General features: G+C 67.9%; 27 protein-coding genes. 20 read left to right on the top strand and 7 right to left on the bottom strand.

The features are described 5' to 3' along the window. Positions 1-55: 55 nt before the first annotated feature. The 4 genes from DL991_RS16105 to DL991_RS16090 form a co-directional block, all read right to left on the bottom strand. Complete coding sequence (locus DL991_RS16105; protein ID WP_125785124.1) at positions 56-928, bottom strand: trypsin-like serine protease; 873 nt, start codon at positions 926-928, stop codon at positions 56-58. 78 nt (positions 929-1,006) lie between these two features. Beyond that, a complete protein-coding gene (locus DL991_RS16100) occupies positions 1,007-1,654 on the bottom strand; it encodes a hypothetical protein (RefSeq protein ID WP_233598866.1) in 648 nt (215 codons plus the stop codon). 62 nt (positions 1,655-1,716) lie between these two features. Continuing rightward, entirely contained in the window at positions 1,717-2,340 is a 624-nt protein-coding gene (locus DL991_RS16095) for a LysE family translocator (protein ID WP_125785122.1), read from the bottom strand. After that, positions 2,337-2,963 (bottom strand): LysE family translocator, encoded by a 627-nt coding sequence (locus DL991_RS16090; protein WP_125785121.1) that lies wholly within the window; start codon positions 2,961-2,963, stop codon positions 2,337-2,339. Before DL991_RS16090 ends, DL991_RS16095 begins: the two co-directional genes overlap by 4 nt. Positions 2,964-3,080: 117 nt before the next feature. On the opposite strand from DL991_RS16090, the gene DL991_RS16085 reads away from it, so the two are divergent. From DL991_RS16085 to ehuA, 7 genes are all read left to right on the top strand, one after another. Further along, the gene (locus DL991_RS16085; RefSeq protein WP_125785120.1) at positions 3,081-3,596 is read left to right on the top strand and encodes a hypothetical protein; all 516 of its coding nucleotides are present in this window, start codon (positions 3,081-3,083) and stop codon (positions 3,594-3,596) included. Between the two features lie 55 nt (positions 3,597-3,651). After that, positions 3,652-4,218, top strand: a complete 567-nt coding sequence (locus DL991_RS16080) for a hypothetical protein (protein WP_125785119.1) — start codon at positions 3,652-3,654, stop codon at positions 4,216-4,218. 81 nt (positions 4,219-4,299) lie between these two features. Then, the gene (locus tag DL991_RS16075; RefSeq protein WP_125785118.1) at positions 4,300-6,321 is read left to right on the top strand and encodes a protein meaA; all 2,022 of its coding nucleotides are present in this window, start codon (positions 4,300-4,302) and stop codon (positions 6,319-6,321) included. Positions 6,322-6,438: 117 nt separating this feature from the next. Then, positions 6,439-7,332 (top strand): ectoine/hydroxyectoine ABC transporter substrate-binding protein EhuB, encoded by an 894-nt coding sequence (ehuB, locus tag DL991_RS16070; RefSeq protein ID WP_125785117.1) that lies wholly within the window; start codon positions 6,439-6,441, stop codon positions 7,330-7,332. 13 nt (positions 7,333-7,345) lie between these two features. After that, positions 7,346-8,041, top strand: coding sequence for an ectoine/hydroxyectoine ABC transporter permease subunit EhuC (ehuC, locus tag DL991_RS16065; RefSeq protein WP_125785116.1), 696 nt, complete (start codon positions 7,346-7,348; stop codon positions 8,039-8,041). Beyond that, complete coding sequence (gene ehuD / locus DL991_RS16060) at positions 8,041-8,697, top strand: ectoine/hydroxyectoine ABC transporter permease subunit EhuD (protein WP_125785115.1); 657 nt, start codon at positions 8,041-8,043, stop codon at positions 8,695-8,697. The genes ehuC and ehuD overlap by 1 nt, the downstream gene beginning before the upstream one ends. A gap of 7 nt (positions 8,698-8,704) precedes the next feature. Beyond that, positions 8,705-9,469 (top strand): ectoine/hydroxyectoine ABC transporter ATP-binding protein EhuA, encoded by a 765-nt coding sequence (ehuA, locus tag DL991_RS16055; RefSeq protein WP_125785227.1) that lies wholly within the window; start codon positions 8,705-8,707, stop codon positions 9,467-9,469. 105 nt (positions 9,470-9,574) lie between these two features. On the opposite strand, the gene DL991_RS16050 is transcribed toward ehuA, so the two are convergent. Further along, a complete protein-coding gene (locus DL991_RS16050; protein WP_125785114.1) occupies positions 9,575-10,135 on the bottom strand; it encodes a cysteine hydrolase family protein in 561 nt (186 codons plus the stop codon). A 71-nt stretch (positions 10,136-10,206) separates the two neighbouring features. On the opposite strand from DL991_RS16050, the gene DL991_RS16045 reads away from it, so the two are divergent. After that, positions 10,207-11,193 (top strand): GlxA family transcriptional regulator, encoded by a 987-nt coding sequence (locus tag DL991_RS16045; protein ID WP_125785113.1) that lies wholly within the window; start codon positions 10,207-10,209, stop codon positions 11,191-11,193. Beyond that, the gene (locus DL991_RS16040) at positions 11,166-11,939 is read left to right on the top strand and encodes an enoyl-CoA hydratase-related protein (protein WP_125785112.1); all 774 of its coding nucleotides are present in this window, start codon (positions 11,166-11,168) and stop codon (positions 11,937-11,939) included. Before DL991_RS16045 ends, DL991_RS16040 begins: the two co-directional genes overlap by 28 nt. Before the next feature lie 82 nt (positions 11,940-12,021). Here the strand turns inward: DL991_RS16040 and DL991_RS16035 are convergent, their stop codons facing one another. Then, positions 12,022-12,564 (bottom strand): NUDIX hydrolase, encoded by a 543-nt coding sequence (locus DL991_RS16035; protein ID WP_125785111.1) that lies wholly within the window; start codon positions 12,562-12,564, stop codon positions 12,022-12,024. A 37-nt stretch (positions 12,565-12,601) separates the two neighbouring features. Here DL991_RS16035 and nucS point away from each other — a divergent pair, with 37 nt between their 5' ends. The 3 genes from nucS (at position 12,602) to DL991_RS16020 (ending at position 15,448) form a co-directional block, all read left to right on the top strand. Then, positions 12,602-13,261 carry an endonuclease NucS gene (gene nucS, locus DL991_RS16030; RefSeq protein ID WP_199746492.1) on the top strand — a complete coding sequence of 220 codons (660 nt, stop codon included), beginning with the start codon at positions 12,602-12,604 and terminating at the stop codon, positions 13,259-13,261. Positions 13,262-13,664: 403 nt separating this feature from the next. Further along, positions 13,665-14,627 carry a patatin-like phospholipase family protein gene (locus DL991_RS16025; RefSeq protein ID WP_125785110.1) on the top strand — a complete coding sequence of 321 codons (963 nt, stop codon included), beginning with the start codon at positions 13,665-13,667 and terminating at the stop codon, positions 14,625-14,627. 44 nt (positions 14,628-14,671) lie between these two features. After that, positions 14,672-15,448, top strand: a complete 777-nt coding sequence (locus DL991_RS16020; RefSeq protein WP_125785109.1) for a hypothetical protein — start codon at positions 14,672-14,674, stop codon at positions 15,446-15,448. Positions 15,449-15,509: 61 nt separating this feature from the next. On the opposite strand, the gene DL991_RS16015 is transcribed toward DL991_RS16020, so the two are convergent. Further along, positions 15,510-16,205 carry a hypothetical protein gene (locus DL991_RS16015; RefSeq protein ID WP_125785108.1) on the bottom strand — a complete coding sequence of 232 codons (696 nt, stop codon included), beginning with the start codon at positions 16,203-16,205 and terminating at the stop codon, positions 15,510-15,512. A gap of 301 nt (positions 16,206-16,506) precedes the next feature. Here DL991_RS16015 and DL991_RS16010 point away from each other — a divergent pair, with 301 nt between their 5' ends. The 8 genes from DL991_RS16010 (at position 16,507) to DL991_RS15975 (ending at position 24,424) form a co-directional block, all read left to right on the top strand. Next, positions 16,507-18,204 (top strand): sodium:solute symporter family protein, encoded by a 1,698-nt coding sequence (locus tag DL991_RS16010; RefSeq protein WP_125785225.1) that lies wholly within the window; start codon positions 16,507-16,509, stop codon positions 18,202-18,204. Positions 18,205-18,214: 10 nt separating this feature from the next. After that, entirely contained in the window at positions 18,215-18,478 is a 264-nt protein-coding gene (locus DL991_RS16005; protein WP_125785107.1) for a hypothetical protein, read from the top strand. Between the two features lie 47 nt (positions 18,479-18,525). Further along, a complete protein-coding gene (locus DL991_RS16000; RefSeq protein WP_233598865.1) occupies positions 18,526-19,527 on the top strand; it encodes a DUF3558 domain-containing protein in 1,002 nt (333 codons plus the stop codon). Between the two features lie 68 nt (positions 19,528-19,595). Further along, positions 19,596-20,597 carry a dihydroxyacetone kinase subunit DhaK gene (dhaK, locus tag DL991_RS15995; protein ID WP_125785105.1) on the top strand — a complete coding sequence of 334 codons (1,002 nt, stop codon included), beginning with the start codon at positions 19,596-19,598 and terminating at the stop codon, positions 20,595-20,597. Further along, on the top strand, positions 20,597-21,220 hold the full coding sequence (gene dhaL, locus DL991_RS15990; RefSeq protein ID WP_125785104.1) for a dihydroxyacetone kinase subunit DhaL: 624 nt from the start codon (positions 20,597-20,599) through the stop codon (positions 21,218-21,220). The genes dhaK and dhaL overlap by 1 nt, the downstream gene beginning before the upstream one ends. Continuing rightward, positions 21,217-21,891, top strand: coding sequence for a dihydroxyacetone kinase phosphoryl donor subunit DhaM (gene dhaM / locus DL991_RS15985; RefSeq protein ID WP_125785103.1), 675 nt, complete (start codon positions 21,217-21,219; stop codon positions 21,889-21,891). The genes dhaL and dhaM overlap by 4 nt, the downstream gene beginning before the upstream one ends. A gap of 387 nt (positions 21,892-22,278) precedes the next feature. Beyond that, complete coding sequence (locus DL991_RS15980; protein ID WP_125785102.1) at positions 22,279-24,054, top strand: 3-hydroxyacyl-CoA dehydrogenase family protein; 1,776 nt, start codon at positions 22,279-22,281, stop codon at positions 24,052-24,054. Between the two features lie 10 nt (positions 24,055-24,064). Continuing rightward, positions 24,065-24,424, top strand: a complete 360-nt coding sequence (locus DL991_RS15975; RefSeq protein WP_125785101.1) for a hypothetical protein — start codon at positions 24,065-24,067, stop codon at positions 24,422-24,424. Positions 24,425-24,430: the final 6 nt, after the last annotated feature.

The following is a 24,430-nucleotide window of genomic DNA, read 5'->3' as shown; positions in this document are numbered from 1 at the left end:
GCGTGAAGGCCCCCTTCCCTCGGCTCAGCCGAGGCAAGGGGGCCTTCACTCGCGATCAGGGCAGGGCGACGAACGGCGCGAGGAAGTCACGCGACGTCGGCGAGTCCAGCCGGTAGGTGACGTTGGTGGCGTAACAAGGCCCGTCGCCGGTGATGGTGGTCGACACCAGGACGCGCTCGCCGCCGATGGTGGCGAAGTTCGGGCCGCCGGAGTCGCCGTAGCAGGCGCCGCCGTTGCCCTGGGGCGCCGTCATCGCGAGCCGCACCCACGTGCTGTTCAGTGCGTTGAAGGTGACCGGTGCCTTCATTCGCACCCCGCCACCCGGATGCGTGTGCCCGCCCGGCCCGTTCACGGCTTCTTGCGTGCCGTAGCCGGCGACCACGAACGGCGTCGAGTTCAGCGCCTGCGGGCCGAGCGCGTCGAGCTGTCCGGCGCTGGGCAGCTTGGCGGGCTTGAAGGCCCAACGCGCGGCGACCTGCTTCGCGGGCAACTGGACGACGGCGATGTCGTGCGAGTCGGCCGAGTTGCCGGGGTAGCCGGGCTCGTTGTGCGCGACCCCCTCCACGGCGACGGCCTTGGCGACCGCGGCCGGGTCGCCGGGGTACTTCTTCGCTGCCGCGTCGAGACCCGCTTGCACATCCTGATCGAGTGAGACGAAGAACCGCACGTTGGCGGGCCAGTCGGTGGTGCAGTGCGCGGCGGTGAGGAACGTGTCGGCGTCCACCATGGTGCCGGAGCACACCCAGTCGACCCGGTCGGGCGTGGCGGGGGCGCCGTCGTTGTCCCAGGTGGCGACCAGGGCGCCGACCTCGGTGCGCTCGGGTGCCGGGGTGGCGTTGTAGGAGTTGATCGCGGGCGCGGCGGTGGCGCCGCCCAGCAAGAGGGCGGCGGCCAGCGTCGCGACGGTGGCGGCGGGGGTGAACCTCACGAACGGCCTCCTCGGCTGAGTGCTTCTGAAGACGGAATTCAACGTGGTGGACGCCGTGAAGTCATCCGCCGAAAGTAGTCACGTGTCCCTGCGCCGCCGGGTTCCGGCGAGGACCACGGCACCGCCCGCGGTCAGCAGGCCCAGCCCGGCCAGCAGTGCGGGTTCGAGATCGAAACCGGTCTTGGCCAGCGAAGCGGGGCTCGCGCCCACGGTGTCGGAACGAGGCACGACGGCGGCGGCCTGGGCCGCCACAGGGACGACCGCGGCCGGTGCGACCTGGGCAGGTGGCCCCCCGAGTGGGGGAGTCACGACGGGCGGCTTCTCTCCCGGAGGCTGGGCCGGGGTGCAGGCCGTATGCGCGGGATTGCCGCGTCCGACGCCGTGGTTGCGGTCGCATTCGTAGCCCGCGTTGGCGTCGGAACCGCCGGGCAGCTGTCCGGGCGGGTTCTTGTCGTCGGCCTTGCCGACACAACCGGCACAGGGTTTCCCGGCGGCTTTCCCACCGCCGTTCCCGTTGGCGGACGGCGAACCGTCGCGGGTGGAGTCGTAGGGGCCGTGCTTGTTGGCACCGTGCCCGGAGAAGTCCGCTTTGGACGGTGGCTGCGGTTTGGTGTGCCCGGGAGGAGCGCCGCCGTTGCCGCGCTCGCCGGCGTCGGCGGGGCCCGCACCGAGGAGAACGAGGGAGAAGGCGGCTCCGGCGAGAACGCCGTAGGTCTTCTTGTTCATCGAAGCCTCCCTGAGGTCGCGCCATTGCGACATACGGAGTATCGCGTGAACGGCCGAAGGGGTTACTCGAGTACGAGAGCGGCGCCGAAACCGACCAGCGCGGTCCCGGTGACACCGTCGAGTGCGCGGCGGACCTTGCGGCGTTCCAGCCAGGTGCGCACGCGGTGCACGAAGAACAGCAGCAGAAGCTGGGCGATGGTGCCCGCCGCCGCGATCGTGTAAGCCAGCAGCAAGGCGTCGCCGGTGCCGGTGACACCCGGGATCAGGAACTGCGGCAGCACCGACAGGTACAGCACGAGGACCTTCGGATTGGTGACGTTGGAGAGGAAGCCCTCCCGCCAGCGACGGAATCCGCTCCGCCGGGCGGCTGCGGTCTCGGCGAGCTGCCCGTAATCGCCGCGGTAGGCGCCGATCAACGCCCGGATCCCCAGGTAGCAGAGGTAAGCCGCACCGGCCCACTTCACGGCTTCGAACACCGGCCGCGAGTTCATGATGACCGCGCCGAGACCGAGCGCGGCGGCGGTGGCCTGCGCGAGATTCGCGACGCCGACCCCGAAACAGGCCCAGCCCCCGCCGCGGATACCGCCGGAGAGCGCGTTCTTCAGCACCACCATGTTGTCCGGACCGGGGACGAGCGCCAGCGCCAGCATCATCAGCGCGAAACCGCCGTAGACACCCCAGGTCATGACTCGAGCACCAATGCCGCGCCGAAACCGACCAGCGCGGTCCCGGTGACACCGTCGAGTGCGCGGCGGACCTTGCGGCGTTCCAGCCAGGTGCGCACGCGGTGCACGAAGAACAGCAGCGTCATCAGCCAGATCGCGCCCAGCACCGCGACGGTGTAGGCGAGCAGCAGCGCGTGCCACGCCGACGTCGTCGCGGGGTCGAGGAACTGCGGCAGCACCGACAGGTACAGCACGAGCACCTTGGGGTTGGTGATGTTGGAGAGGAAGCCTTCGCGGAAGCGGCGGAATCCGCTCGCTCCCTGCTGCTTCACCGCCGCGACGCCGGAGTAGTCGCCGCGCCACGCGCCGCGCAGCGCCTGGAAACCGAGGAAGACGAGGTATGCGGCGCCGACCCACTTGAGCGTCACGAACACCGGCTGCGACTGCGCGATGACGACACCGAGGCCGAGCGCGGCCGCGGTGCCCTGGACGGTGTTGGCCACGAAGATCCCCGCCGTGGCGAGGAAGCCGCCGCGGGTGCCGCCGGACAGCGAGTTCTTGAGCATGATCATCGTGTCCGGCCCCGGCGCGAGGACGATCAGGACGACGATGAGCAGATAGCTGCTGTACGAACTCCAGGTCACGGTCACTCACGCTAGACGGCGCCCGCGGGCGCCGTCTCCCGGATTTCGGTCACAGTCCCCGGTCACGATTCCGGCAAAGCCCTGGTCAGCGGGAGGAAGCGGGCTTATCGTCCGTCCATGCAGCTGGGGGATGGGGCGTTGCTGTCCGGTGAGCGCCTGCTTTGGGAAGGCGCGCCGCGGCGCGTTCCGCTCGTCGAGACGAGTGACCTGACAGGCGTGCCGGGGTTGTTGTTCATCGGGTTCCTGCTCTATCCCGCGACGCGGGGGCCCGTGTCGCGGATCGTCTACGTGGTGCCGTCGGTGATCTTGCTGCTCTGGATCGGCAAGGGCATCAAGCGCTACCTCGAAACGCGGACGAGTTCGTTCGTCGTGACCGATCGACGTGTCGTCGTCCGGCGCAGGGGTGGTGAAGTCACGTCGCGGTATCTGAGTGATCTGGGGGCACCACGGCTGGTGGAGCATCCGGGTGGAACCGGCACCATCACCTTCGACGACGGCCTGTCCACGGGTTTCCTCGGTGGCAGGACGAACCGTGACGCCGGAACCGCAGCTCCGAGGCTGGTGAGGATCGCGGACGGGTACCACGTCCGCGACCTGATCGTGACGGCTCACCAGGTCCGTCCGGCCGGTTAGCAACCGACGAACGGACACTCCTCGCCCGCCTCGCGGACGGGTAGGGTGCCGTGGCATGCATGAGGGGCAGATCGACCTCCTTCCAGGCGAACGGGTCGTCTGGGCCGGACAGCCGGTGCGCAGGCCCCTCTTCAATCCCGGCGACTACTTCAACGTCCCCGTCGGCCTGCTCTGGCTCGGCGGCGTCACGCTGTTCTTCGCCGGAAACCACGACACGGCGTTCCACGTGGCCGCGTGGGCCGTGCTCACCGTCGCGGGGGTGTTCCATTTCGCCGGCAGGCCGCTGATCCGCTACCTCAGGCTCGCTTCGACGACCTACGCCGTGACGGACGGCCGGGTCATCGAGACCAGTTCGCTGGTCCGTCGCAAGGAAAGGTCCCAGGAGCTGGCCGGGCTGGCCGATCCCGTGGTCACGCCGGGGCCCGGCAAGACCGGGACGATCACCTTCGGCAGGCTCGGCGTGCTGGCGTGGGCGTCGGCGAACTTCGGTGCGGGCACCGGGAAGGATCGCGAGGCGCCGGTCATCCTTGTGGGTGTCAGCGATGTGGCGAAGGTGCGGGAAAAGCTCGCGAAAGCCGTGGACGAGGCACGGCAGCGCCACGAACCTGTCGCCGGAGAATGACCCGACTGTGTTCGATTCAACTACGCGGCCGATGTTACCGGCCGGTATGCTCGGGCGGTCGTCCAGCGCCGGAGGTGCACCGTGCCCTATCCCACGGACCGTGAACGGGACCGCCCCTGGGTGATGCGGACCTACGCGGGCCACTCGTCCGCGGCCGCGTCCAACGAGCTGTATCGCCGCAACCTGGCGAAGGGGCAGACCGGTCTCTCGGTCGCCTTCGATCTGCCGACGCAGACCGGCTACGACCCGGACCACCAGCTGTCCAAGGGCGAGGTCGGCAAGGTCGGCGTCCCGGTCTCGCATATCGGCGACATGCGGCGCCTGTTCGACGGCATCCCGCTCGCCGAGGCCAACACGTCGATGACGATCAACGCGCCCGCCATGTGGCTGCTGGCGCTCTACGTCTCCGTGGCGCGCGAGCAGGCCGAAGCCGAGGGACGTGACGTCGACGAAGTGCTGGCCAAGCTCACCGGCACGACGCAGAACGACATCATCAAGGAATACCTCTCCCGCGGCACCTACATCTTCCCGCCGGGTCCGAGTCTTCGCCTGATCACCGACATGATCGCGTGGACCGTGCACCACGTGCCGAAGTGGAATCCGATCAACATCTGCAGCTATCACCTGCAGGAAGCCGGCGCGACGCCGACGCAGGAGGTCGCGTACGCGTTGTGCACGGCGATCGCCGTCCTCGACGCGGTCCGGGATTCCGGGCAGGTCGAGCAGGCCGACATGGCCAAGGTGGTCGCGCGGATCTCGTTCTTCGTCAACGCCGGTGTGCGGTTCGTCGAAGAGATGTCGAAGATGCGCGCGTTCACCGCGCTGTGGGACGAGATCACCCGGGATCGTTACGGCGTCACGGATCCCAAGGCGCGGCGGCTGCGTTACGGCGTGCAGGTCAACTCGCTGGGACTGACCGAGGCGCAGCCGGAGAACAACGTCCAGCGCATCGTGCTGGAGATGCTCGCGGTCTCGCTTTCCCGTGGCGCCAGGGCCCGTGCGATCCAGCTGCCCGCGTGGAACGAGGCGCTCGGTCTGCCCCGGCCGTGGGATCAGCAGTGGGCGCTGCGGATGCAGCAGGTGCTCGCGTTCGAGACCGACCTGCTGGAGTACGAGGACATCTTCGACGGCTCGCACGTCATCCAGGCCAAGGTCGACGAGATCATGGCGGGCGCGCGCGAGGAGATCGCGCGAGTGCAGGATCTCGGTGGCGCGGTCGCGGCCGTCGAGAGCGGCTACATGAAGTCGCAACTCGTCGCCTCGCTCGCGGAGTACCGGCGCGGAATGGAGAACGGCGAGCGGATCCTGGTCGGGGTCAACAAGTTCGAGACCACGGAGCCCTCCCCGCTGCAAGCGGAGGGCGCCAAGGCGATCGAAACGATCGACCCCGCCGTCGAGAAGCAGGCCGTCACGGCGATCGACGAATGGCGGACGCACCGCGACAGCGCGGCCGCCGAGTCGGCGCTGGCGAAGCTGAAGGCGATCGCGAAAACGTCGGAGAACCTGTTCGAGGTGACGATCGAGTGTGCCCGCGCCGGTGTCACCACCGGTGAATGGTCGGGTGCGCTGCGCGAGGTGTTCGGCGAATACCGTGCTCCCACCGGGGTTTCCGCGTCGGCGGCCGCGGGCGAGGGCAACGCGGAACTCCGCCGCGTCCGCGACAGGGTCAAGGCGACGAACACCGAGATCGGCGAGCGGCTGCGGATCCTGGTCGGCAAACCCGGCCTCGACGGGCATTCGAACGGCGCCGAGCAGGTGGCCGTCCGGGCGCGTGACGTCGGGTTCGAGGTGGTGTACCAGGGCATCCGGCTCACGCCGGAGCAGATCGTCGCGGCCGCCGTCCAGGAGGGCGTGCACGTGGTCGGGCTTTCGGTGCTCTCGGGTTCGCATCTCGAGGTCGTGCCGCAGGTCGTGGACGGCTTGCGGGCCGCCGGCGCGGGTGACGTCCCGGTCATCGTCGGCGGGATCATCCCGCCCGACGACGAGAAGCTCTTGCTGGAGCGAGGGATCGCGAGGGTGTTCACGCCGAAGGACTACGAACTCACCGACATCATGGACGGAATTGTCGGATTGGTGCGGGAGCGCCACGGTCTGAGCACTTAACGTCACCGTTAATCTCGGTACCGTAACGGCCACTGGTGGGTGAGCCGCTCACATTGCCGGGACAAAGGTACCCACCTACGTTTCGATTGAACCGATTAATCGAAAAGGGGTGCGGCGATGGCGCGCGGCGAGTGGTCGAGGCGAGAATTCTTCCGGCGGTCGGCTGTTCTGGGCGCGGTGACGATCGGCGGTCCGGTGCTGTTGTCCGCGTGCACGACAACGACCTCCGGGAACGCGTTGGAGGCGGCGAAAAGCTCCAAGAAGATCAAGATCGGAATCGCGAACGAAGCGCCCTACGGTTTCACGGACCAGGGTGGCAAGGTCACCGGGGAAGCCCCCGAAGTCGCCCGAGCCGTCTTCAAGGCCATGGGCATCGACAACGTGGAAGCCGAAGCGGTCTCGTTCGACCAGCTGATCCCCGGGCTCAACGCCAGGAAGTACGACATCGTCGCGGCCGGGATGAACATCAAGAAGGAGCGGTGCGACGCGGCGGCCTTCTCGATCCCCGACTACTCGGCGCTGACCGCTTTGCTGGTACCCAAGGGAAATCCGCAGCAGGTGCTGAAGTTCGAGGACATCGCGGCCAAGAAGGTCAAGGTCGCCGTGCTCTCGGCGGCCGTGGAGAAGGGGTACGCCACCGACTCCGGTGTCGCCGAGGACCAGATCGTCACCCTCGATTCGCAGGACAACATGCTCCGCGCGGTCACCGACGGCCGGGTCTACTGCGCCGCTCTCACCGACATCTCCCTCAAGGACGTGCTGAGCAAGAGCCCTGGCGCGGCAGCCGAAGTCACGCCCGGCTTCGATCCGATCAAGGACGGCAAGCCGGTCGTTTCCGCCGGCGCCTTCGTCTTCCGCAAGGACGACAACCCCTTGCGTGAGGCCTTCAACGCCGAACTCAAGAAGCTGCAGGACAGCGGCGAATGGACCAAGATCGTGACACCGTTCGGGTTCACGGCGGCCAACCTGCCGAAGCCCGACGTCACCACCGAGAAACTCTGCGCGGTGTAACGGGGCTGACGTCATGTCGTCGTCGGTGTCGCATATCATCACGACCGTCCTCAGTGGACTGACCGCGACCGTCACCGCCGCGTTCGGCGGGATCGCGCTCACCGTGGTGCTGTCCTTGGTCGCCGGGCTCGCGCTGAGATCGCCGTCCCGGCTCGTGCGGGGGATTTCCCGGGTGTACGTGGAGATCTTCCGCGGTACCTCGGAGGTCGTCCAGCTGTTCTGGCTGTATTTCGTCCTGCCCGTGCTGGTGGGCTTTCAACTGGTCCCGATGTTCGCCGGGATCCTCGTGCTCGGGCTGAATCACGGCGCGTACGGCGCCGAGATCGTGCGCGGTGCGGTGAATTCGGTCCCGCGGGCACAGTTCGAAGGAGCCATCGCGCTCAACCTGACACCCGCCCAGCGGATGCGGCGCGTGATCCTGCCGCAGGCGTTCGCGGAAATGCTGCCGCCGTTCAACAACCTGTTCATCCAGTTGCTGAAGAGTACGGCGCTGCTCTCGTTCATCGCCGTTCCGGAGATGGCACGGCAAGGTGAACTGCTGCGGCCGGTGTTCGGCTCCGAGATCGGCTGGATCTACGGCACCGAACTCGTGCTCTACCTGCTCATCGCCCTGCTGATCACCAGCGGGATGCGGGCACTGGAGCGGGTCGCGGCGCGGCGCCTCGGCAGGGCACCGTCGAAGATGACAGCCGCGGCGGGGGGTATCTGATGGACTGGAGCTGGGAAGCGGCCTTCGATTCGATTCCTCTGCTGCTGGAGGGTCTTCTCGTCACGGTCGAGATCACCTTGCTCGCCTCGGCCGTCGCCTACGCGCTCGGGCTGGTGTTCGCGCTGATCCGCCGCACGGGGATTCCCGTGCTGTCGCAGGCGGTCACGCTGTTCATCGAGTTCGTCCGCAGTACCCCGTTGCTGATCCAGGTGTTCGCGATCTACTACCTGGTGCCGCCGCTGACGGGTTTCACGATGTCGGCGTTCGTCACCGGTGTCGTGGCGCTCGGCGTGCATTACGCGACGTACGCGGCCGAGGTGTACCGGGCCGGGATCGAGGCCGTCCCGAGAGGACAGTGGGAGGCCGCGACCGCGCTGAACCTGCCACGCCAACGGGTGTGGGCGGCGGTCGTCCTGCCGCAAGCGGTCCCTCGGGTGTTGCCCGCTTTGGGCAACTACACGATCTCGATGTTCAAGGAAACCCCGCTGCTGCTGGGGATCGGTGTCCTCGACGTGCTCAACCGGGCGAAAGAGGTCGGCGCCGAAACGTTCCGCGTCGTCGAGCCGTACACCCTGGCCGGGGTGCTGTTCCTGCTGGTGAGCCTGCCGGCTTCGATTCTGGTGAGAAGGTTGGAGCGACGTGCCGCCCACAGTTGATTCCCCGATGATCCGGTTCTCGCAGGTGGTCAAGTCCTACGGCGAGCACGTCGTGCTGCGGGACCTCGATTTCACTGTCGCGCCAGGGGAATTCGTTTCGCTGATCGGGCCGAGCGGGTCCGGCAAGACGACGATCCTGCGGCTGCTGATGACTCTGGAGAAGGTCGACGGCGGCACCATCGAGATCTGCGGCGACTACCTGAGTCACATGAAGCGCGGCGAGAAACTGGTGCCCGCGGACGAGAAGTACCTGCGGGAGGCGCGCAAGCGGATCGGCATGGTGTTCCAGCAGTTCAATCTGTTCCCCAACATGAACGTGCTGCGCAACATCACCGAAGCGCCGATCCACTCGCTCGGCGTCGCGCGGGACGAGGCCGAGGCGCGTGCCGTCGAACTGCTGGAAATGGTGGGGCTCACGGACAAGAAGGACGAGCACCCCAGCCGGCTTTCCGGTGGCCAGCAGCAGCGTGTCGCGATCGCCCGCGCACTCGCGATGCGGCCGGACGTGCTGCTGCTGGACGAGGTGACCTCGGCACTCGACCCGGAACTGGTCGCCGACGTCCTGCGCGTGCTGCGCGAGATCGCGGCGTCCACCGACATCACGATCCTCTGTGTCACGCACGAAATGCAGTTCGCGCGGGACGTCTCGGATCGGGTGATGATGTTCGACCAGGGGCAGGTGCTGGAGGACGCCACACCGGACAAGCTGTTCAACGATCCGGACCACGACCGGACGCGGCGGTTCCTCAAGGCGGTCATCGACCGGGCCTGAGACTCGCGCCGCGCCTCGGTGGTGGCAGGTTGCGAAAGCCACTTTCGCAACGTTGCAGGTTGCGAAAGTGGCTTTCGCAACGTCGGCGGGCGAGCCCATCACGCCTCAAAGGCTCGCCAGGATCTCCTTCGTCGAGGTGACCGTGGCGAACCCGCCGCCGTGCAGGTTCGTCGCGGTCGCCTTGGACAGCTCGTCGGCGGTCAGGACGCTGCCGTCCGGCCCGGCGAGGTCGAAGGTGAAGGTCGCGTCGAGTGCGAAAGTCACGTCGTAGCCGAGGTTCCCGCCGACGCGCGCGGTGGTCTCGCAGCAGAAGTTCGTCTGGATACCGGCGAGCACGAACGAGGTGATCCCGCGCGTTTTCAGCCAGCCGTCGAGATCGATGTCGCCGTGGAAAGCCGAGTTGACCTTCTTGCCGAACACCAGATCCGCGCGCACACCGTCGAGTTCGGGCTTGAAGTGGTTGCCCTCCTGGCCGGGCTGCAGCGACGAGCCGGGCTTCACGGAATCGTGGTGCACCAGCACGATCGGCAGCCCGCGCTCCTGGTAGGCGTCGACGAGCGCCTTGATGTTGGCCTCCGCGCCGGGGTTGTTGCGCGGGCCCCAGACGGGCTTGTCGAAGCCGCGCTGGACGTCGATCACGAGCAGGGCCTTGTTCTCAGTGGTCATGGCTTCGAGTTTCACGCGTTCCGTCGCCGGAGGGGAGTGGCAGAAGAAGCGCGATGCGGTACTTTTCTGCCATGAGAACCGTGGGTGTGCTCCTCCTGCCGGGCAGCCGGTCCTTCGATCTGGGCGTGATCGGCGAGGTCTGGGGCGTGGACCGGACCGACAGCGGCATCGGCCCCTTCGAAGTCCGGCTCTGCGCGTCCGGCCGCGGCCGGATCGCCACTCACCCGTTCGGCCAGGTCGAGGCCACCCATGGGCTGAGCGGACTGGCGGGCTGCGATCTCGTCCTCGTACCCGGCCGGGTCGATCCGCACGCCGAGGTGCCCGCGGCGGCCGTCGCCGCGCTGCGCAAGGCCCGCCGAGCGGGGATCACCGTGGCGTCGCTGTGTTCCGGGGCCTTCACCCTCGCCGCGGCCGGGTTGCTCGACGGCCGGTCCGTCACCACGCACTGGCGGCTGCTGGACGACCTCGAAGCCGCCGCTCCCGACGCCGTCGTCCAGCGGGACGTCCTGTTCACCGACGAGGGTGACGTGCTGACGTCCGCCGGTGTGGTCGGCGGGCTGGACCTTTGCCTGCACCTGGTGCGCCGCGATCACGGCGCCGAGATCGCCGCCGCCCTCGCCCGCCGCCTCGTGATGCCGCCCGCGCGGGAAGGCGGCCAGCGGCAGTATGTCGACAGCCCCTTGCCGCCCAAGCCGTCGCGGCCGAGTGTTTCGTCCACAATGGACTGGGCGCTGGCGCGGATCGCCGACGACATCGGTGTCGACGACCTCGTCGGTCACGCCGGGCTGAGCGAGCGGACCTTCCACCGCGAGTTCGCGGCGGCCACCGGGGTGACGCCGGGGCGGTGGCTGCGCGCGCAGCGGGTGCGGCTCGCGCGGCGGCTGCTGGAGACCACCGAGCTCCCGGTCGAGCGGGTCGCGCGGCGTTCCGGCCTCGGCACCGCCGCCAACCTGCGACGACGGCTGCGGGCCGACGTCGGTGTCGGCCCCGATTCGTATCGCCGGACGTTCCGGTCGGTTACCGTCGAAGCATGGCCGAGTACGAGCACATCCTCGTGAAGCGGGACGGTGACACCGTCACGATCACCATGAACCGCGCCGCGCGGCGCAACTCACTGTCGGCGGACCACCTCGCCGAGCTGCTCGCGGCGTTCCGCGAGGCCGGGCGGACCGACGCCACCGGAATCGTCCTGGCGGGCGCCGGGCCGGTGTTCTCGGCGGGACACGACTTCGGCGACGTCGCCGCGCGCGACCTGATGGGCGTGCGCGAACTGCTGCGCCTGTGCACGGACCTGATGGGCACGATGCAGTCGGTGCCGCAGGTCGTCGTCGCGCGGGTGCACGGGCTGGCGACCGCGGCGGGCTGCCAGCTGGTGGCCTCGTGCGACCTCGCCGTCGCCGCCGAATCCGCCGGATTCGCCCTCCCGGGTGGCAAGGGCGGCTGGTTCTGCCACACCCCCGCGGTGCCGGTGGCCCGCGCTATCGGACGGAAACGGCTGATGGAACTGGCGCTCACCGGCGACGTCGTCGACGCCGCGACCGCACTGGACTGGGGTCTGGTGAACCGCGTGGTCCCGGACGACTCGCTCGACGAAGCCGTCGCCTCACTGCTCGGGCGCGCGACGCGGGGAAGCCGGGCGAGCAAGGCGATGGGCAAGCAGACTCTCTACGCGCAGCTGGACCGGCCCGAGGCCGACGCCTACGCGCTGGCGCTGGAGGTGATGGCCTCGGCGTCGCAGCTGCCGGGGGCGCGTGAGGGAATGGCGGCCTTCCTGGAGAAGCGCTCCCCGGTGTGGCCCGACTGAGTGCCCCCCGTGCAATGAAGGACGCTTTCATAGCAAAATTTGCAATGAAAGCGTCCTTCATTGCACGCCCGCGGGCTGGGTTTCATGACACTCGTTCGTGCATGAGCAGAAGCGTGTAGGCGGCCAGCGTCTGGGCGTCGGTTATGTCACCCGAAGCGATCATCTTCTCGAACTCCCCGCGTTCGAACCACGCTGTCCGCATGTCCTGCTCCTCGACCTCGCGCTGTGTTTCACCCTGTGTGAGATCGGTGGCGAGGAACACGCGCCCGCGCTGGCTCGAAGATCCGGGCGCGACGTCGGTGGTGCCGAGGTCGGTCATCGAACCCGCGATCAGCCCGGTCTCCTCCCGCAGTTCGCGGGCGGCGAGGTCGAGCGGCGGGACGTCGGCAAGTTCGGGCGCGGTGCCCATCGGGAACTCCCAGCGCCGCATCCCGACCGGATAGCGGAACTGCTCGACCAGGTGAAACCTGGCGCCGTCGAACGGGATCACCACGGCGCAGGTGGGTTTGTCGACGACGGCGTAGATCCCCTCGGAACCATCGAGCCGCCGGACGGCGTCCTCGCGCACGATCATCCAGTTGTTCCGATACACCTCACGCGAGCTGACACGCTGAACGGGGTCCATGCGCACAGTATCGCCATGCTTGTCCTACCCTCGCGTGGTGCGCCTTGTGATCGCTCGCTGCCAGGTCGACTACGCTGGCCGTCTGACCGCCCATCTGCCGATGGCCACCCGGCTGCTGCTCGTGAAGGCCGACGGCTCGGTGTCCGTGCACTCGGACGACCGCGCCTACAAGCCGCTGAACTGGATGAGCCCGCCATGCTGGCTGATCGAGGACGGCAAGCTGTGGATCGTCGAGAACAAGCAGGGGGAGAAGCTCGTCATCACCATCGACGAGATCTTCCACGACCACGCCCAGGAACTCGGCGCGGAACCGGGACTGCAGAAGGACGGCGTCGAGGCGCACCTGCAGGAACTGCTCGCCGAGCACATCAAGACCCTCGGCGACGGCTACACCCTGGTGCGGCGGGAATTCCCGACCGCGATCGGCCCGGTCGACATCATGGCCCGCGACGGCGACGGTGCCAGCGTCGCCGTCGAGATCAAGCGGCGCGGTGAGATCGACGGCGTCGAGCAGCTGACGCGGTACCTCGAACTGCTCAACCGCGACCCGCTGCTGGCGCCGGTGCAGGGCGTCTTCGCGGCGCAGATCATCAAGCCGCAGGCACGGGTGCTGGCCGAGGACCGGGGTATCCGGTGCCTCACGCTGGACTACGACGCTTTGCGCGGCATCGAGTCGGACGAGTTCCGCCTCTTCTGAGCACCCCTTCAGGCACCGGGTTCGCGTGATCCGGCGGACGACACGCGTGACTGAGTGGACGACACGCGTGGGGCCTCGTCCGCCTGACCACGCGTGTCGTCCACCCCATCACGTGTGTCGTCCATCCAGGCACGCGAAACCGCCATCGGCGCACCGGCCCGCGACGCTGAACAGCCGATACCGAATCGAGTCCTCGGTTTTGTATCTGCATTATTTCCCGCGCCACAGAATGTCCTTAAGGGAAGCGGGAAATTAACGAACTCGGGTTCTCTCGCAAAAGAACCAGCTGTTTCCGTGCCATTCGGGTGAACGGCGGATTCCTCCGTCTCACGCTGTGCCACACTCGATTTCCGCGAGGGGTACCGCCGACATCCGGTGGTCGCGGTCGCAGGGGTGATGGGCCATGAGTGATTCTCGGAAAAACGTCGATCTCGTACTCGAAGGCGGCGGCGTCAAAGGCATCGGGCTGCTGGGTGCGGTGCTGGAGTTGCACGAAGCCGGCTATTCGTTCCCGCGGATCGCCGGGACGAGCGCCGGGGCGATCGTCGCGACGCTGGTCGCCGCCTATCAGAAGGCGGGGAAGGATCTCGGCGGTCTGGAAGCGGTGATGAACGACATGGACTGCCGCCGGTTCCAGGACCAGTCCCTGCTCGACAAGGTCACCGGCCCGATCGGCGACGGCGTCGATCTGCTCCTGCACGACGGGATGCATTCCGGTGACTATCTCGTCGAATGGCTCACGCCGTTGCTGGAAGAGGTCGGTGTGCGCACTTTCGCCGATCTCGCCATCGAGGATCCCGAAGGTACTTTGCTTCCGTACCAACGGTATTCCCTGGTCGTCCACGTCAGCGACCTGACCCGCCGTGTCCTCGTCCGGTTGCCTTGGGATTATTCCCAGTACGGCCGCGACCCCGGCGCGGAGAAGATCGTCGACGCCGTCCGCGCGTCGATGTCGATCCCGCTCTACTTCCGGCCGGTGCAGTTCGACGTCCGCCCCGAGGGCACGGTCACCTGGGTCGACGGCGGCCTGCTGTCGAACTTCCCCATCACCGTCTTCGACCGGACCGACACGAAGAAGCCGCGGTGGCCGACCTGGGGCGTGAAGCTTTCCGGGGAACCCGTGGGCGGCAGGGACAAGCCGGTGAAGAGTGCGTTGCGGATCGCCATCGGTTCGCTCGAAACCCTGCTGTCGGACTGGAATCGTTACCGGTTGCACGAGGAAGGTGTGAACCGGAGGACGGTCTACGTCGACACGACCGGGATTTCCGCCGTCGACTTCGGGCTCGGCGAAGAGGAGAAGAAGCGCCTCTTCGAAAGCGGGCGGGAGGCCGCGCGGCGGTTTCTGGAAAAGATAGTGCCGCAGTGAACTCGCCGGCGGTATTCCGGTGGGATGAGGGATAGGAGGATCCCATGCGTTATCGCCCGATCGGCAGTGACCCGGCGGACGGCCGCCTCGGCCGGTTCGTCCCGGACGACTGGCGTCACATCGAGCGCTATCCGTTGACCGCGCTCGCCACGGAAGATCGGCCAACCCGGTCTCCGGTCGTCATCGGCGTCAACTGGTACAAGGAATTCGACGTCCCGGAAAAGGACGAGAAGTCCGGCGAGTTCTTCGTCGCGAAGGGCGGCGCCAAAACGCTCACCAGGATCCGCGGCGGGCACTGCGTCTGCCTCGAACCCGGTGAATCGACCGACGGAGACACCCAATACGCCTTCTACGACCAGGGCAAGGAAGGCGCTTGCGTCGGCTTCGGCTGGTCGCGGTGCATGACCCTGTTCAACGGAGACCTTTACGCCGCGCGGTGGCTGTGGGACCAGTCGAAGCTGCGTGACGAATGGGGCGAGACCAACCCCGGCGACAACAACGGCACGTCCGTCCGCGCGGCGGCCGAGGTGCTGCTCGAACTGGGGCACGTCCCGTGGTCGGAGACCTACGCCGACGACGATCACGTCAAGCGGGCCGCCTACACGCCCGATGCCAAGAACGGCCTCCACGCCTACCGCTGGGCGAAGACGGTCGAGGAGGTGCACGAGGTGCTGGGCAACCCGCGTGCCGACGAACTCGGCGCCGTGCCGTTCCTGAACTCGTGGGGGTCGGGCTACCCGCACCGCACGTACATGCCGGACGACGTCCTCGCCCGGCTGATCGAGGAGGACGGCGAAGTCGGCCTGCCCACGGACCGGTAAACCCCCACCGGTCACGGGAAAGGGTCGTTCCGGGCGAGAGCCGGAGCGGCCCTTTTCTCCGTTACCGACGGTCGAAGGTGATCCCGGTCCTTACCCGCAGTTCGGTCCGGGGGCAGCCGGAGTCGGCCGGGCGTTCCGCGGTGAACGTGTATCCCTGGTCGCCGGACACCGGGAACTCGACCCGCACCAGGCTGTCGCGGGACACGGCCTCGGCGGCCACCACGCCGCCGACCGAAACGTGCCATCGCACTTCCGCCGCGCAGCCGGGCAGTTCGACGGAAAGGACCCCCACACCTCGTCGCGCCGTCCGGTGGACACCCGCGAACAGGGTCTCCACCTTCTGACCCCGGAACAAGGCGTACCGGTGGACGGGGGCGCATACCGTCGCCTCGTTCGCGTTGGCGCATTCCCGCTGCGTCAGGGGAGCGTCGCCGCCGACGACTTCGGTGTCCACGTGGTCCGATATGGCCGAGAACAGGAGGCTGAACGCGCCGCCGATGGCGATGAACACGACCGCGTTCACCGCCGCGGCCAGGACCGCGCGCACTCGCCGTCGCACGGTCTCGGCCCGCTTCCGAGCTGCCGCCTCCACCTTCTCCAGCAGCCCGGGGTCGTCAGTGGCCGCCGAGACGAGCAAGGCGAGATCGCGTGCCGTCCCCTTGGCCGCGCGGTACGCCGCCCAAGCCGTGAAAACCGCGACCAGCGCGCTGAGGATGCCCGCGATCCAGGAAAACCGTTCGATCCACTCCCAATGCACCCCGGTAGTGAAGGGGACCGAGCCGGGAGCGAACACGGCAGTTCTGCCGGATGAACGACAACCGTGCCCAGGCTTCGAGCGGGCGAGAAGCCCGAGGGCGAACGGACCAATGGAGGATCCATCGATTCGCCCAAGCGGTGTCCGCCGAACCGGACAAGAATTGTCAAAAACTGCCCTTTCGTACACATCCGGGCCGACCTCGCCCACCCGCACTGCCGTTCCTGAATCCATGCAGTATGGTCCGCGATTGACGCGATACCGGCGTTTCTCGTGAACGTATTCACTAATGGAGGTGGGTCGGTTGCACGTGCTGGCCGATGCGAACCTGCGGCTCGACGCAAGTCCGATCGACTACGTCCTGCTCGCCTTCTATTTCGCACTGGTGCTCGGCATCGGGTACATGGCGCGAAGGTCGGTCTCGAGCAGCCTCGACTTCTTCCTCTCCGGCCGCTCGCTGCCCGCCTGGGTCACCGGTCTCGCCTTCATCTCGGCGAACCTCGGCGCCGTCGAGATCATGGGCATGTCGGCCAACGGCGTGCTCTACGGCCTGCCGACCTTCCACTACTTCTGGATCGGCGCGATCCCGGCGATGCTGTTCCTCGGCATCGTGATGATGCCGTTCTACTACGGCTCGAAGGTCCGCAGTGTCCCGGAGTTCATGCTCCGCCGGTTCGGCAAACCCGCCCACCTGGTCAACGGCATCAGCTTCGCGAGCGCGCAGATCCTCATCGCCGGCGCGAACCTGTTCCTGCTCGCCAGCGTGGTGAACCTCCTGCTCGGCTGGCCGTTGTGGGTGTCGATCATCGTCGCGGCCGCGGTCGTGCTCTCCTACACCGCGCTCGGCGGCCTCTCCGCCGCGATCTACAACGAGGTCCTGCAGTTCTTCGTGATCGTCGCGGCGCTGCTGCCGCTGACCATCGTCGGCCTGGTGAAGGTCGGCGGCTGGCAGGGACTGGTCGACAAGGTCTCCGCCGGCCCCGGCGGAGATGCGCAGCTGTCCTCCTGGCCGGGTGACAACCTCACCGGCTTCGGCAACAGCTTCCTCTCCATCCTCGGCCTCGTCTTCGGCCTCGGTTTCGTGCTGTCCTTCGGTTACTGGACCACGAACTTCGTCGAGGTCCAGCGCGCCATGGCCTCCAAGAGCATGTCGGCCGCGCGGCGGACGCCGATCATCGGCGCGTTCCCGAAGATGTTCATCCCGTTCATCGTGATCATCCCCGGCATGATCGCCGCGGTCACCGTGTCCGAGTACGTCCAGGACAAGCAGATCCTGCTCGATGGCGGCGAAGCGCCCAGCGGGGTCACCGCGAACAACGCGATCCTGCTGCTGATGCGCGACCTGCTGCCCAACGGCATGCTCGGCGTCGCGATCGCCGGTCTCCTCGCGTCCTTCATGGCCGGTATGGCGGCGAACCTGAGTTCGTTCAACACCGTCTTCACCTATGACATCTGGCAGTCGTACGTGAAGAAGAACGAGTCCGACGGCTACTACCTCCGTCTCGGCCGCCTGGTCACCGCGGCGGGCACGGTGCTGGCGATCGGCACCGCGTTCATCGCGTCGAATTCCGGGAACATCCTGACCTATCTGCAGGACCTGTTCTCCTTCTTCAACGCGCCGCTGTTCGCCACCTTCATCCTCGGCATGTTCTGGAAGCGGATGACGGCGACGGCGGGCTGGGTCGGGCTCGTGTCCGGTACCGCGTCCGCGATCACCGTGTGGCTGCTGTCGCAGGCCGGGGTTCTCGGGCTCACCGGGCAGGGCGTCAGCTTCGTGGCCGCCGGTACGGCGTTCGTCGTCGACATCGTGGTCAGCGTCGCGGTTTCGCTCGCCACCGCGCCGAAGCCGGAGTCCCAGCTGGTCGGCCTCGTGTACTCCCTCACCCCGAAGGAGTCGCTGAAGCACGACGAAACCGGCGACGACGCGGGCTGGTACCGCAAGCCGGGCCTGCTCGCGGGCATCGTGCTGATCCTGACCATCGTGCTCAACATCATCTTCTAGGAGGCCGGAGATGGCTGCGTCCCAAGCTCCCAAGAAGGCCGGCGTCTTCGACATCCGGCTGATCATCGCCCTGCTCATCGGCGGCTATGGCCTGGTGCTCACGATCATGGGCCTCTGGTTCACCACCGACGAGGAGCTGGTCAAGGCCGCCGACGTCAACATCAACCTGTGGGCGGGCATCGGCATGCTGGTGTTCGCGGCGTTGTTCATGCTGTGGGCGAAGCTGCGGCCCATCGTGGTGCCGCCCAGCGCAGACGGCGAGGGCGGCGAATAGCCGGGTTGTCCGGACAGGCGCGAGGCGGTCCGGCTACCGTGCACGACGTGTCGCTCAACGCTCGACGTCGCCGGATCGCGTCCGTGCTGGCCCTGGTCGCCGCACTCGGCGCGCTGTCGGCCTGCGGTCAGAACCTCGGCAAGTCCAACTTCGCCCGTACCACCGTCGCCGCCGAAGCAGGCTCAGGTTCCGGTTCGGTGCCCGACGGTGACATCAACGACCCGGCGGTCACCCCCGTGGTGATGCGCACGATCGATCCTTGCCCACTGGTGGGCAAGGAGGCGTTGAGCAGCCTCGGCACCCCGGAGGATCCGCGGCCCTCCACCATCTCGTTCGGCAGCTGCCGGACGAAGGTCGTCGACGCCGGCGGCAAGCAACTCACGATCGGTGTGGACATCGGCGCGTCGACGTACGTCTCGACCAGCGGCGTCACTGTCTCCGCGGTCGAAGGGCTTCCGCAGATCGAGCGGAAGAGCAAGGACGGCAAGAGCTGCGACGTCGGCATCATGACGCTGCGCAAGCCTGAACGCGGGGTGAGCTTCTCGGTCACTTACGACGGCGGTGACCCCTGTGCGACCGGTCGCGCGGTCGCGGCCAAGGCCGTGAAGAGCCTGCACGCCTCGCCGGCGAAGTACCCCTCCAGCGCGGGCACGCTGACCGCTGTCGACCCGTGCACCGCGGCCGACCCCGCCGTCCTCGGTGAGGTGGTGCCGCACGGTGCCACCACGCTGACCACCTTCCACTCGTGCGACTGGACCCCGGGCTCCAACCCGCGGATCTCCATCGGCTTCCGCCCCGGCCTGCCGCCGGAGCAGCGCGAGGGCAGCACGAAGGTCGAGATCGACGGCGTCACCGCGTACCAAAAGGGCGGCAGCGGCAGCGACGCCGAGTGCAAGGTCGAATGGCAGCACAAGCCGTGGGCCGACGACGAGGCCGAGATCGTCAGCGTGATCTACAAGAACTACGACGAGAAGAAGGACGAAGCGGCGTCCTGCGGGAAGGCAGTGAAGATCGCCAAATCGGTGATCTCCAAGCTGCCGAAGCCCTGACGCTGGCGGCATCCGGCCGGGCGAGGTAGGAAGGGGACACCCCACCCACCGACGTGTCGGAGGCCGCTTTGAAGAAGATCATCAACGACCCGAAGACGGTGGTCGCGGAATCCTTGCGCGGGCTCGCCGCGGCGCACGCGGACGTCCTGCGCGTGGAGGACGACCCGGCGATCGTGGTGCGCGTGGACGCGCCACTGGCCGGGAAGGTCGCGGTGATCTCCGGCGGCGGCTCCGGGCACGAACCGCTGCACGGTGGCTTCGTCGGAGAGGGCATGCTTTCCGCCGCCGTACCCGGCGCGGTGTTCACCTCGCCGACGCCGGACGCCGTGGAAGCCGCGGTCAAGGCCACCACCGGGGACGCGGGCGCGCTGCTGATCGTGAAGAACTACACCGGCGACGTGCTCAACTTCGAGACCGCCGCGGAACTCGCCGCCGCCGAGGGGCTGGACGTGCGCAGCGTGGTCATCGACGACGACGTCGCGGTCAAGGACTCCACCTACACCGCCGGTCGTCGCGGCGTCGGCGGCACGGTGCTGCTGGAGAAGATCACCGGAGCCGCCGCCGAACGAGGTGACACGCTCGACGCGGTGGAGGCCTTGGCACGCAAGGTGATCGGCCAGGTCCGGTCGATCGGCGTCGCGCTCACCGCGCCGACGGTGCCGCACGCGGGCGAGCCGAGTTTCGACCTCGCCGACGACGAGATCGAGTTCGGCATCGGCATCCACGGCGAGCCAGGTATCGAGAGGACACCGGCCCTGTCCGCCGACGAACTCGTCGCGCGCATGGTCGACGCGGTGGTCACGGACCTGCCCTTCGGCGAGGGCGACAAGGTCCTGCTGTTCTCGAACTCGATGGGCGGGACCCCGCTGGTCGAGCTGTACCTCGCCCACGGGATCGCCGAGCGGCTGCTGGCCGAGCGTGGGATCGTGGTCGAACGGCGGCTGGTGGGGCCGTACATCACCAGCCTGGAGATGCAGGGGATGAGCCTGACGTTGCTGAAATTGGACGACGAGCTGACCGAGTTGTGGGACGCGCCGGTGAACACCCCGGCACTGAGGTGGGGAGTCTGATGGCCTGCACCGCCGAGACGCTCGCCGCCGCCTTGCGGGCGGCGGCCGCGGTGATCGCCGAGCATCGCGCGGAACTGGTCGACCTCGACCGCGCGATCGGCGACGCCGACCACGGTGAGAACATGGACCGCGGGTTCACCGCCATCGTGTCCGCTTTGGACAACGCGACCCCCGAGACCCCCGCCGCGGTCGCGAAACTGGCCGCCACGACGTTGATCTCGAAGGTCGGCGGTGCGGCGGGCCCGTTGTACGGCACGGCTTTCCTGCGCGCGTCGGTCAAACTGGGCGACGCGGCCGAAGTGGACGGCCCGCTGCTCGTGGAGGCCCTGCGCGCGGCACTCGAAGGAGTGCAGGCGCGCGGCAAGGCCGTCGGGGGAGACGCGACCATGGTCGACGCCCTGATCCCCGCCGTCTCCGCCGCCGAGGAGGCCTCCGGCTCCGGCGTCGCGGCTATCCTGTCCGCGGCCGCCGACGCCGCGGACAAGGGCGCCGAGTCCACTGTGGACCTCGTACCGCGCAAGGGCCGCGCGTCGTACCTCGGCGAACGGGCCAAGGGGCATATGGATCCCGGTGCCCGTTCGACCGCGTTGCTGCTGCGCGCGTTCGCGGAGGCCGCCAAGTGAGCGTCGGAATCGTGCTCGTCTCCCACAGCTCCAAACTCGCCGAAGGGCTCGCGGAACTCGCCGCGCAGATGGCACCGGACGTCACCATCGCGGCGGCGGGCGGTCTGGCCGAAGGCGGGATCGGAACGGATTACGACGAGGTCGTCGCCGCGACGCAGCGCGCCGACGCGGGAGCGGGCGTCGTCCTGCTGTACGACCTCGGCAGCGCGCAGATGACCGCGGAACTGGCCGTCGAATCGCTGGCCGACCCGTCGGCCGCGGTCGTCGTGGACGCGCCGCTGGTCGAAGGCGCGATCGCCGCCGCCGTCGCGGCGCAGGGCGGGGCGGATCGCGACGCCGTCGCCGCGGCCGCCGCTTCGGCGGGCGCTCCGCCGGATCTGACGTTCGACGAAGGTGTGCGGGACGGCGAGAGCAGTGTCGAACTCACGCTGCGGAACGAGGTCGGGCTGCACGCACGGCCCGCCGCCGTCCTGGTCCGGAGCATCGCGGGGCTCGACGCGGAGGTCACCGTGCGGCTCGGCGACGAGACCGCGGACGCCAACAGCGTGCTCGCGCTGATGGCGCTCGGCGCACGCCAGGGCGACCGGATCGAGGTCCGCGCGAAGGGCGCGCAGGCCGACGAAGCGCTCACCAAGGTGAAGGACCTCGTCGATCAGAACTTCGGCGAGTGAGCTGAGGGTCTCGTGCCGTGAAGGCCTCCTTGCCTACCGTGAAGGTAGTGAAGGAGGCCTTCACGGACTCTGGGTCCATCGAGGGGCCTTCATGTACTTCGCCTCGGCCGGAGGCTGTAGCCCGGAGGCGGTAGCAAAGGTCCCTTGATCCCTCGCCCGCCCGCCGCCAGGAAAGGCTCTTTCCTGGCAAAATTTGCAAGGAAAGAGCCTTTCATTGCATCGGCGGCCGTGAAGGCCGTCCTCGCGTCGCACGCAGGGGAAAGTCTCCCGTAGGACCTCGTCCGCGAGTGACACTTACTCGATTCGGAGGGTGACAGCCGCTGCTTTCCGCGCCCCGGCATGGCACGATCGGGGAAACTACCAGCGAGTAACCTCCGGAGGCCGGTTGTGGCGCGGGAAATCTCGAGTGTGGGAGTCATCGGTCTCGGCACCATGGGTGCCGGGATCGCCGAGGTGCTCGCGCGGAGCGGCGTGTCCGTCGTCGCGGTGGAGATCGACGACGACGGCGTGAGCCGGGGCCGCGGTCATCTGGAGCATTCGACCGAACGGGCGGTGTCCGGCGGCAAACTCGACGCCGGCGGACGTGACGCGTTGCTCGGCCGGATCCGGTACACCACGGCGCTGACCGAACTGTCCGATGTGGACCTGGTGATCGAGGCGATCCCGGAGAACCTCGAAGCGAAATCCGACGTGTTCGCGCAGCTGGACAAGATCACCGGCCCGGACACGATCTTCGTCTCGAACACCTCGTCGCTGTCGATCACCGAGATCGGTGTGCACACCGCGCGGCCGGGCAAGGTCGTCGGGATGCACTTCTTCAACCCGGCGCCGATTCTCAAGCTGGTCGAGATCGTCCGCACGGTCGTCACGGAACCCGACGTGATCATCGACGTCGTCGCGTTCGCCGAACGCCTCGGCAAGACCCCGGTGGTGATCGGGGACCGCGCCGGGTTCATCGCGAACGCCCTGCTGTTCGGGTATCTCAATCATGCGGTGCGGATGTACGAGCAGCGCTACGCCACGCGTGAGGATCTCGACGCGGCGATGCGGTTCGGCTGTGGGTATCCCATGGGGCCCTTGGCGTTGCTCGACCTCATCGGGCTGGACACCGCGTACGAGATCCTCGACACGATGTACCACCAGTCGCGCAACCGGCTGCACGCGCCGGCGCCGCTGCTGAAGCAGATGATCACCGCCGGACTGCTCGGCAGGAAGACGGGGCAGGGTTTCTACACCTATGACGAGCCTGATTCGCCGACGGTGACCGACGCGGTCACCAAGTCCACTGTGGACACCGCGTCGGCGCGGGAGGTGCGCAAGGTCGGTGTCGTCGGGACCGGGACCATGGCGACCGGCATCGTCGAGGTCTTCGCGAAACGCGGCTACGAGGTCATCCTGCGGGCGCGCAGCGCGGAGAAGGCCGCGGCGTCCGTCGCGCGGGTGAAGAAGTCGCTGGACAAGGCAGTCGTCAAGGGCAAACTGTCCGAAGAGGACGCCGCCGCCGCGCTCGGCCGGATCTCGCCCGCGGTGGAGTTCGAGGAACTGGCCGACGTGGACCTGGTCGTCGAGGCGGTGGCCGAGGATCTGGCCGTCAAGCAGGCCGTTTTCGCCGCGCTCGACGACGTCGTGAAGCCAGGCGCGGTCCTGGCGACGACCACGTCCTCGCTGCCGGTCATCGAATGCGCGGCCGCCACCTCGCGGCCTTCGGACGTGGTCGGCGTGCACTTCTTCAACCCGGCGCCGGTGATGAAACTCGTCGAGGTCGTCTCGACCATCGCCACCGCGCCCGACGTGATCGCGACCGTCGACGCCGTCTGCGCGGCGGTCGGCAAACACCCCGTGCACTGCGGTGACCGGGCCGGGTTCATCGTCAACGCGCTGCTGTTCCCGTACCTCAACGACGCGGTGAAGATGCTCGAGGCGCACTACGCGGAGGCCGACGACATCGACACCGCGATGAAGGTGGGTTGCGGACTGCCGATGGGGCCGTTCGAACTGCTCGACGTCGTCGGGCTGGACGTTTCACTGGCGATCCAGCGGACCCTGTTCAACGAGTTCCGTGAAGAGGGCTTCGCGCCCGCGCCGCTGCTGGAGCACCTCGTGACCGCCGGGCGGCTGGGCCGGAAGACCGGAAAGGGGTTCAAGGACTACTCGGCCCGGTAGCTTGGGTGGCATGCCGGTTTCCTCGGGGGTCAGGAAACGGATCAAGGAACTCCTCGATCCGGACGACGAGATCCACTACGTGTTCCCGGCCGACATCTTCGGCAGTACCAATCCCAGCGTGTTCTTCGCGGTGACCCGCAAGACGATCACGATCCTCACCACGGGGCACCTGAGCCGGAAGACCCCGAAACGGGTCGTCTCGGTGACACTGCGCAACCGCCGGATCGGGCCGGTCGAGACGGAGACCACCCCATGGTTCGAATTCGACGGCATCGTCTACGAAGTCGACGACGAGTACGTCGCGGTGGTGCACGCGGCCGATGCGGAGATCCTGCGGACAAAACCTGAAGATCCGCTGCCGGACCTCTAAGCTCGC

Origin of the sequence: Amycolatopsis sp. WAC 01375 (assembly GCF_003947325.1) — a bacterium.
In the GTDB taxonomy this organism is placed as follows: domain Bacteria; phylum Actinomycetota; class Actinomycetes; order Mycobacteriales; family Pseudonocardiaceae; genus Amycolatopsis.
The sequence above is the reverse complement of the archived record's forward strand: the minus strand, read 5'-3'. Positions and strand labels throughout refer to the sequence as shown.